Source organism: Polaromonas sp. P1_H6 (assembly GCF_056405195.1).
Window position 1 is genome coordinate 1 of record NZ_JBFUCN010000054.1, and the last position, 10,419, is coordinate 10,419.

Consider the following 10,419-nt stretch of genomic DNA (forward strand, 5'->3'; position numbering starts at 1 on the left):
ATCGCGCTTGTCTGAGCGAAGCGAGTTTGCGCGAGACCCCGCCGTAGTCGAGCACCGCAGGTTGCCCGCAGCGAAGCGTAGGGACCCAGACTGCGGGTCGCCTTTTCTTTGGTGACTTTCTTTTGGCGAAGCAAAAGAAAGTTACTTGCTGCCGGGCAACCCCCGGCCAGCAGTCCTCAGCAAAAAGCACTAAAGCCAGCACAAGACTTGGCGCAATCAACCGCGCCTGTAACAACTCACTCCCAGCCTCAGGCCCCGAATTCCCTCACACATCGGAGTTTCTGTGACTTTTTGCCCAAAACAGAAGCCTTACTACTTGTGACTACTTGTAAGTTAGGTCGATGAAAAATTACAATAAGTCACAGGTGAGGCTCAGATATGCCCCGAATCTGGGTGTTTTCTCACAGAAATCCTGGTTCTCTTCTCGTTTTTGGGCGAAACGTGAATTAATCGAGCCAGGAAACAGTACTCAGTAACATAAAGTTACGCCATAAGAGCTGTAAACGCATACAGACCGCGCCCTCTGCGCACTGTCAATCAATGGCGCTGTTACCCGCCGATTTGTAACGAAAAGGATGTGAAACCATGAAATCAATTTTCAAATTTTGTATTTTTGCCGCTGGTCTCGCCCTGGGGCAGGTGGTTTTGGCGCAAGCCGCGCCTGTGACGTCCCAGCTGTTGGCGCAACGCGTCGAGATGGTGGCCGGCAAGCCGATGCTCAAGCCTGCCGGCGACGGCAAGCCGGGCGACGTCCTGCAATACAGCGCGACCTACCGCAACACCGGCAGCGCCGCCGCAGCCAAGCTGCTGGCGACCGTGCCGGTTCCGGCGGGCACCACCTTCATCGCCGCCAGCGACCAGCCCGCCCAAGCCCAGGCTTCCACGGACGGCAGCACTTTCGCGCCCATGCCGCTGACCCGCACGGTCAAGCAGGCTGACGGCAGCACGCGCAAAGAGCCCGTGCCACTGGCCGACTACCGCGCCCTGCGCTGGGAAATCGGCAGCCTGCCCGCCGGCGCCACTTCGGTGGTCAGCCTGCGCGTGAGCATCGATTCGCCGGCCGTCGTGTCGGCGGCCAAACCCTGATTCCCAGTTTTTGTTAGTTGTCTGTCGATTCACCGTTGTCTTGTAGCCAGGAGTAAAACGCCATGTATGCCAACCCCCCGAGTCCGCGGCCCTTAGGGCTGCCGCACTTCTTCACCCACTGGATTGTGGGTTTGTTCGTTGCCTTCGCGCTCGCGATGGCCGGTATGGCGGCACACGCCGCACCGCCGCCCGCCGGCACGTCGATCAGCAACCAGGCTTCGGCCACGTACTCGGATGCATCCGGCATCACGCGCACGGTGACGTCGAACGTGGTGCAGACCACGGTGCAGCAGATCGCCAGCCTGACGCTGGCCGCCAACGGCGCGCAGAACGCGACGCCGGGCAGCGTGGTGTACTACCCGCATACCCTGACCAACACGGGTAACGGCACGGACACCTTCAACCTGACCACCAGCAACAGCGGTGGCTTCTCGATGGCGAGCGTGCAGATCTTCGCCGACAACGGCAGCGGTTCGCCCACAGGCCCCGCCATCACCTCGACCGGCGCAGTGGTCGCGGGCGGCCAGTTCAAGTACATCGTGGTTGCCACGCTCCCGGGCACCGCCACGGCGGGGCAGGTCAACAACCTCACGGCGACCGGCACCAGCGTGTTCGACCCGACCAAGACCCAGTCGAACACCGACACGACCACCGCCACGACCAACGCCGTCGTGACGCTGACCAAGTCGGCCAGCGTGTCCAGCGGCTCCGCCGGCACGGCCATCACCTACACCCTGACCTACACGAACACCGGTAACAGCACGGCCACCGCCGTGGCGATCACCGACATTCTGCCGACAGGCCTGAACTACACCGCGGGCTCCGCACGCTGGAGCGTCACCGGCGCCACGGCGCTGAGCGACAGCGGCGGCGCCAGCGGTTCCGCACCCAACACCCTGACTTCGGGCTACACCCTGGGCACCAAGACCCTGCTGGTCACGCTCAACCAGGTGACGGCCGGCCAGTCGGGCACCATCAGCTTCGGCGTGACCGTGGCTGCGGGCACCGCGCCCGGCGTGCTGAACAACACCGCCACGACGTCCTATAACAACGGCGCCGCAACGGTGACGGGTGGCTCGAACACCGTGCCCTTCACGGTTCTGCAGACCGCAGCCGTGACGCTGACCGGCACCACGGTGCCCGGCCCGGCCGCACCCGGCTCGACGGTGAGCTTCACCAACACCGTGACCAACACCGGCAACGGCTCCGACACCTTCAACATCACGCTGAGCGCAGGCAACTTCCCGGCCGGCACGACCTTCCAGCTGTACAAGACCGACGGCGTCACGCCGCTGGTCGATACCAACAGCGACGGCACGGTCGACACCGGCCCCCTGGCTGCAGGCGCGACCTACAACGTGATCCTCAAGGCCACGCTGCCGCCGAACGCGACCAACACCGGCTCGCCGTTCATCATCACCAAGACGGCAACGTCGGTGTTCGACCCGACCAAGACGGCCAGCACCCCCGACCAGCTGACCGCCGTGGCCAACTCCGCGGTTGACGCGACCAACAACCTGCCGACCGCGGTGGGTGTTCCCGGCGTGGGCGTGTTCGCCAACGGTGAAGGCGCAGCGCAGGTCACCAACACGCTGAATCCCGGCGCCTCGACGGTCTTCACCATCGTGGCCAACAACACCGGCCCTTCGCCGGACAGCTACAACCTGGGCGCCAGCACGGTCAACACCTTCGCCAGCGTGACGCTGCCGGCCGGCTGGACAGTCAGCTTCCGCGCCGACGGCGGCGTGGGCAACTGCTCGACCACCGGCGCGACCATCACCAACACCGGCTCCGTGGCCGCCGGCGGCAACGTCGTCGTCTGCGCAGTGGTCGGTGTGCCTGCCGGCTTTGCAGCGGGCACCACGCAGCTGTACTTCCGCACGCTGTCGCCCACGTCGAATGCTTCGGATACGCTGCATGACGCGGTGGTCGTGAACGCCGTGCGCTCGGTCACCCTGACGCCCAACGGCGCCGGCCAGACCTATCCCGGCGGTTCCTACGTCTACAGCCACACCCTGACCAACACCGGCAACGTGCTGGAAGGCAACGGCACGGTCAGCACGCTGACCCTGTCCGCCTCCGACAACCAGGCCCCGGCCGGCTGGACGTCCGCGCTGTACTACGATGCCAACGCCAACGGCGTGCTCGACGCGACCGACCCGCAGATCAGCAGCACCCTGCATGCAGCGGGTGTCTTGCCCGCGGGCCTGGCTCCCGGCGCTTCCATCACCGTGTTCAACAAGGTGATCGCACCGAGCGGCGCAACTCCCGGCGCGGTGGATGCCACGACCATCACGGTCACCACCAGCAACGGCAGCTACGCGACGACGGTTCCCGCCGTGGCCACCGCTGTTGACAGCACCACTGTGATCGCCGGCAACCTGACCCTGTCCAAGGCGCAATCCCTGGATACGGCCTGCGCCGGCCCCAATGGCGGCACGGTCTACGCGGCGGCCACCCTGAGCGCCCGTCCCAACCAGTGCGTGCTGTACCAGATCACGGTGACCAACGTGGGATCCGCGAATGCGACCTCCGTCGTCGTGTCCGACGCGACACCGAGCTACACCACGCTGAGCAGCGCCGCTGCCAGCACGGTGGGTACGGTGACCGGCCCCGCCGCGGCCTCCGCTGGCACCGTCACCGCGACGATCGGCACCCTGACCCCCGGTCAGTCGGCCATCGTGACCTTCGGCGTCCGTATCAACCCCTGACCCGGGACTGACCTCTTGCGCGGGAAGCGAAAGCTTCCCCGCTTTTCCAAGGGCACGACAGCGTGCCCTTTGGAAAGCGACGCCCTGCCGCAACCCAACCATCCATCCAACCCACATGCTTTTTGGCCCGCTGCGCAAACTGCTGATCTCCTGCATGTTGCTGCTCATCTGGGCAGCCGCACAGGCAGCGCCGACCCCGGTGGGGACGGTGATCAGCAATACCGCGAGCGCGACCTTCGTGGACACGGCGACGGGCTTGCCGGTGCGCATCAATTCCAACACCGTGAACACCACGGTGGCGGCGCTTGAAGCGCTGACGCTGACCTCCAGCCAGAACCTCTTGATCGGCGTCGGCTCGTCCTTCACCATCAGCCACAACCTGGCCAACACAGGCAACACCGCCACCAACTACCTGGTGACCGCCAACGTGGCCGGCGGCAGCGCCTTCACGCCGCTGAACCTGAAGGTGGTGCTGGACGTCAACGGCAACGGCCTGGTCGATGCCGGTGAGCCGGTGGTACCCGCGGGCGGCGTGGTCCCGGTGGCCGTGGGTGCCACCGCGGGCCTCCTGATCACCGGCCAGATTCCGCCCGGCGCCGTGCCCGGCCAGACCGCGCAGCTCAGCCTGCGCGCGGTCAGCCAGCTGCAAAACGCCACGGCCACCAACACGGACACCCTCAACCTGACCAACGGCGCGGCCGTGCAGGTCAGCTACGCCGCTTCGACGGCCACCGCGACCCAGAGCGTGGCGCTCAACTTCACGGCCAGAGCCATCAACAACGGCAACATGGCGGCCAGCCCCGCCAACGTGACGGTCAACGGCGCGCCCGCCGCGCTGTTCATCCTGCGCGCACCGGTGCCGGTGAACACGGTATTCGCTTCAGTCCAGCCCGCCACCAATCCCGGCGCGCAGACGCTGTACCACTTGCAGGGCGCCGCCACCGGCAGCTATGTCACCACTGTGCCGGGCGGCGCCGTGGTGGACGCGGTGGCCTGGGCCATCGCAACTTTGCCGCAGGGCGGCCTGTTCCTGGGGCAGTTCAGCGTCATGGTCAATTCGAATGCCGCCAATAACGTGACGGGCGCGGCCTACGCCGACTGGACCGATGCCGCCGCGCCGCTGACCACCGCCAGCAACACCGTGGTGCTACCGCTGCCTGCGCACACGGCAAGCCTCCAGTTCTATACCACCAACAGCTATGCGGTGCACGCCTCCCAGAGCATTCCAGGCAACGCACTGTTTGTGCAGGCTGACGCGTCCATCTGCAATGCCGACCCAAGCACGATAGGCACAGTGCCCATCACCATCGTGAGCCAGCTCACCGGCGACTCGGAAACCTACATCGCCGTGGAAACCGGGCCCAACACCGGCGTGTTCCGCATCCTGCCCAGCGTTCCCACCGCCAACGCGGCCTCGCACATCGTGGCCTCCGGCGACGGCATCCTCGAGGTGCTGCGCAACGACACCGTGGTCGCCACCATCACCGCTTGCGGCGGCATCTCGGTGTCGGTCAGCACCACGCTGCTGGTCGACCCTTCGGGCACCATCTACAACTCGGCCACCAACCAGCCCGTCGCCGGCGCCACGGTGCAGCTGATTGACGTCCTCGGTGCGGGCAACGGCGGCAACCCCGGCGGCCCGGCCGTGGTGTTCCTGATGGACGGCGTCACGCCGGCGCCCAGCGTCGTCGTGACCGCGGCCGACGGTTTTTATGAATTCCCGCTGGTGCTCAACAGCCGCTATCGGCTGGTGGTTACCCCGCCGGCTGGCTTTTCTTTTCCTTCGCGGGTGCCTGCGGCGTTGCAGCCGGCCGGCCGGGTGATCGACACGCCGGGTTCTTATGGCGGCAATTTTCTGGTGGCGCTCGCGCCGGTGCATTTCGACGTTCCCCTTGACCCCGGCGCTACCACGGGCAGCCTCTTCATCCAGAAAACCGCCAACAAGAAGACCGCCGAGATCGGCGACTTTGTCGATTATTCGATCAAGCTCAACAACGTTTCTGCCGTAGCGCTGCCCGCCACCGTGGTCAGCGACAGCCTGCCGGCCGGCTTCGCCTATGTGCGCGGCACCGCGCGGCTCAACGGCGCGGTGCTGGCCGACCCCGCCGGCGGTGCCGGCCCCAGCCTGCAATTTGCCGTCGGCAACCTGGCCGCCGGCGCGCAGCCCGTGTTGACCTACCGCGTGCGCGTGGGCGCGGGCAGCCAGAGCGGCAACGGCATCAACACGGCCCAGGCCGCCAGCGGCGCGGTGCGCTCCAACAGTTCCAGCGTGCGTGTGCAGGTGGTGGGCGGGGTGTTTTCCAACAAGGCGTATGTGTTCGGCAAGGTGTTTGCGGACTGCAGCCGCGACGGCGTGCAGGACGCGGGCGAGCCGGGCATTCCGGGTGTGCGCATCTACCTGGAAGACGGCACCTATGCCGTGACGGACGAAGAAGGCAAGTACAGCTTCTACGGCCTGGAGCCGCGCACCCATGTGGCCAAGGTCGACAACATCACGCTGCCCGCGGGCGCCACGCTGGCCGTGCTGAACAACCGCAACGCCTTCGACGCCGGCAGCCGCTTCGTGGACCTTATCAACGGCGAGCTGCACAAGGCCGACTTCGCCATCGCCGAATGCACGCCCGGCGTTCGCGACCAGATCGCCGCGCGCCGCAAGGCGCTGGGCAACCCGTCGGAAATCACCCAGGCCGCCGGCACGCTGCTGCAGGCCAACCGCGGCGCCGTCGCGGCGGACAGCCGCACGCTGCCCGCCGCCGGCGCCATGGGCCTGCCGGGTGCGCAGCAAAACAACGCCGGCAGCAATGCCGTGGCGCCGGCTCCTTTGCAAGGCAACCTGGGCGCCGTGGGCGACACCGGCGGCCCGGCAACGCCCAATGCCCGCCTGCCCAAGCCCATCTACACGCCCGCCAGCGTGGAGCCGGCACAGCCCCCCACGCCTGCCGGCGCCGAGCCGGCCGCGGCCGAACAGGTGCTGCAACCGCTGGAAGACCTGCTGCCGGAACTGGATGCGGCGACCGCCTTTGTGGGCCTGGTTGACGAGCAGCTGCTGCCGGTCGCGCAGACCCGGGTCCGCGTGAAGGGACCCCTGGGCGCGCGCTTTGAACTGACCGTCAACGGCCAGCCTGTGCCCGCGACGCAGGTCGGCAAGAAAAGCAGCCTTGAGAAGAACAAGGTCCTGGCCTGGGAATACATCGGCGTGGACCTGAAACCCGGCCGCAACACGCTGGCCGTGCGCGCCCTCGACGGTTTCGGCAATGCGCGCGGCACCGCGCAGATCACGCTGCGCGTGCCCGGCGCCCTGGCCAGGATCGACATCGGCGCGCCCGCGCAGCTGGTCGCTGACGGCGCGACCGCCGTGCCCGTCACCATCGCGCTGCGCGATGCGCAGGGCCTGCCCGTGGCCGCGCGCACCCAGGTCAGCCTGCAAGCCAGCCAGGGCCAGTGGCAGACGCCCGACCTCGATGCACGCCAGCCCGGCACCCAGGTGTTTGTCGAGGGCGGTGAAGGCCGCTTCCTGCTGCTGCCGCCGGCCCAGCCCGGCAAGGCCGAGCTCACCATCACCAGCGGCACCGTCAAGTCGACCTCTACCATCGAGTTCATGCCCAACCTGCGGCCCATGATCGCCGCCGGTATCGTCGAAGGCACGATCAACCTGCGCAAACTCAACCCCTCGGCGCTGCAGCCCGCGCAAAGCGGCGATGTGTTCGAGCGCCAGATCCAGAGCACCTCGCGCAGTTTTTCCGGCGGCAAGGGCGAAGCCGCCGCGCGCACCGCGCTGTTCCTTAAAGGCAAGGTCCTCGGTTCCTCGCTGCTGACGCTGGCCTACGACTCCGACAAGCCTTCGGACACGGCACTGTTCCGCGACATCCAGCCCGGCCAGTTCTACCCGGTGTACGGCGATTCATCGGCGCGCGGCTTCGACGCGCAGTCCACCGGCAAGCTCTACGTGATGCTGCAAAACGGCAGCAACTACGCGCTGCTGGGCGACTACTCGACGCAAAGCGACAACGCGGCGCGCCAGCTCACGCAGTATTCGCGGGCGCTCAACGGCGTGAAGGGCCGCTACCAGGAAGGCGCAGTCACCGTGGAGGGTTTCGCCAGCCGCACCGCGACCACGCAGCTGGTGCAGGAATTCCGCGCCAACGGCACCTCCGGCCCCTTCCTGCTCAACATCAACGGCGTGGTCAACAGCCAGCAGGTCAACATCCTCACGCGCAACCGCAGCCAGGCCTCGGTCATCGTCAACGACGCGCCGCTCACGCAGTTCACCGACTACGAGATCGAACCCATGAGCGGCCGGCTGCTGCTGAAGTCGCCGGTGCCCAGCGTGGACACCGACCTCAACCCCATCTTTGTGCGCGTGAGCTACTCGGTCGACACCGGCGGCGTGAAACACACCGTCGCCGGCGCCGAGGCCCGCCTGGAGGTCACGCCGGCCGTGACGCTGGGCGCCTCGACGATGCGCGACACCGACCCGGCCAACCGCCAGAACCTGGACGGCCTGAATGTGACGGCCAAACTCGGCGAGAAGACGGTGGCCACCGGCGAAATCGCGCGCAGCAGCACCGACCTGCAGGGCAAGGGTTCGGGCCAGCGCGTCGAGATCCGCCATGAGGACCAGGCGCTGCAGGCGCGCGTCTGGGGCGCCAAGACCAGCGCCGGCTTCTTCAACCCCAACAGCGTGCAGTCGGCCGGCCAGTCCGAGTACGGCGCCAAGCTCGGTTACGCGGTGGACGAAAAGAACCGCGTGGTCGGCGAAGCGCTGCGCACCGCCAACAGCGTGACCGGCGCGTCGCAGACCGGCGCCGAGCTCAAGCTGGAGCACAGCATGGCCGGCAACATCAAGGTGGAAGTCGGCGTGCGCTACAGCGCCGCCAATACCGCCGCCGCGCTGTCCGGCCCGGCCCTGCCGGGTTCCACCGTGCCCATCGTTCCCTCGGCCGCGGCGATGGCGGCGGGCTCTTCGGAGGAAGTCGGCACCACCACCGCGCGCGTCAAGGTGACGGTGCCCGTGCCCGACGTGCCGCAGGCCGACGTTTACGGCCTGGCCGAGTACGCCATCGACGGCAGCGGCGGCCGTGAGGTCGGCGTGGGCGGCAACTACGCCATCAATTCGACGACGCGCCTGTATGCGCGCCACGACTTCATCAACAGCCTCAAGAGCATCTACACGCTCAACGCCTCGACCTCGCAGTACACCACCGTCGCCGGCATCAACACCGAGCTGACCGACAGCACGCAGCTGTTCAACGAATACCGCATGGGCGACAGCATCAACGGCCGCACCAGCGAAGCCGCCCTGGGCCTGCGCCGGCTCTGGCGCCTGGACAACGGCGTCGGCCTGACGGCCAGCGTCCAGCGCATCAAGCCGATTTCGGGCGTGGTCGTCGACGATTCCAGCGCCGTGACGCTGGGCGCCGACTACACCGCCGCGGCCACCTGGAAGGCCTCGGGCCAGGTCCAGTGGCAGACCTCGACCAACTCGAGCAGCTGGCTGCTCACCGGCGCGCTGGCCAACAAGCTGGACGACAGCTGGACACTGCTCAACCGCGGCCTCTACAGCGAGCAGACCAACCTCGGCGCGGGCGGCGGCAAGCGCGAGCTCATCACGGCGCAGTCCGGCGTGGCCTACCGCCCGGTCGAGACCGACATGTGGAACGCGCTGGGCCGCGTCGAGTACAAAAAGGATTCGGACAACACCCTGGGCCCCGGACTGAGCCGCGACGAATCCGGCCTGATCCTGTCCACCCACCTCAACGTGCAGCCCAACCGCAACTGGGCCATGAGCGGGCGCTACGCCGCCAAGTGGGGCCGGGACCGCTCCAACGGCATCAGCAGCCGCTCCTTCACGCAGCTGATAGGCGGCCGCTCCACCTGGGACCTGACCCAGAACTGGGACGTCAGCCTGCAGGCCTACCGCATGTGGGGCAACGGCGCCGCCGAAACCGCCGCGGGCGTGGAAGTCGGCTACCTCGCCTGGAAAAACATGTGGGTGTCGGTGGGCTATAACTTCAAGGGTTTCAAGGCCGCGGACATGGCGGGCGAGGCCTATACCCAGCGCGGCCTCTATCTGCGTGTACGCTTCAAGTTTGACGAGAACGTGTTCGGCGAGCCTTCCGGCGCCGCGCTTTCTCCTTCCCGCACGGCGGCCCCCCAATCATGATGCCTCTTCAACGCCCTGTTTCCCGCCCCGGCCTGCCGCGCAAGCCGGCGCCTTCACGCGGCCTGTTGAGGGCCGCATGGGGCGCCGCCTTGCTGCTGCTGGCCGCGCCCTGGGCGATGGCGCAGACGACTTTCAATTACACCGGCGCGGTGCAGACCTACACCGTGCCCGCGGGCGCCGGCGGCGTGACCATCCAGGCCAACGGCGCGGGCGGCGGCAGCGGCGGCAATGACTCCAACGGCTGGGGCGGCGCCGGCGGCGCGGGTGCGCGGGCCACCGGCACTTACTACGCGGCGCCGGGAACGGTGCTGAATATTTATGTGGGGCAAGGCGGCCGGGCGGGGAACACCTCGCAAGGGTCTTTTACTTGCGCCAATGCGGCCGGCGCAGGCGGCCTGGCGGGCGGCGCGGCCGGTTTTGCCGGCGGCTCCGGCGGCCAGGCCGGTTGCAGCGGCTGGT

General features: G+C 67.4%; 3 protein-coding genes and 1 pseudogene. All 4 read left to right on the top strand.

All coding sequences use genetic code 11. The features are described 5' to 3' along the window. Positions 1–585: 585 nt before the first annotated feature. On the top strand, positions 586–1,086 hold the full coding sequence (locus AC1D1F_RS24480) for a hypothetical protein (RefSeq protein ID WP_477677947.1): 501 nt from the start codon (positions 586–588) through the stop codon (positions 1,084–1,086). Between the two features lie 62 nt (positions 1,087–1,148). Then, on the top strand, positions 1,149–3,797 hold the full coding sequence (locus AC1D1F_RS24485) for a beta strand repeat-containing protein (protein WP_477697343.1): 2,649 nt from the start codon (positions 1,149–1,151) through the stop codon (positions 3,795–3,797). Positions 3,798–3,912: 115 nt separating this feature from the next. Continuing rightward, positions 3,913–9,960 (top strand): SdrD B-like domain-containing protein, encoded by a 6,048-nt coding sequence (locus tag AC1D1F_RS24490; RefSeq protein ID WP_477677949.1) that lies wholly within the window; start codon positions 3,913–3,915, stop codon positions 9,958–9,960. Further along, positions 9,957–10,419 (top strand): annotated as a pseudogene (locus AC1D1F_RS24495) (hypothetical protein); the annotation flags it as partial. The gene AC1D1F_RS24490 and the pseudogene AC1D1F_RS24495, both read left to right, overlap by 4 nt.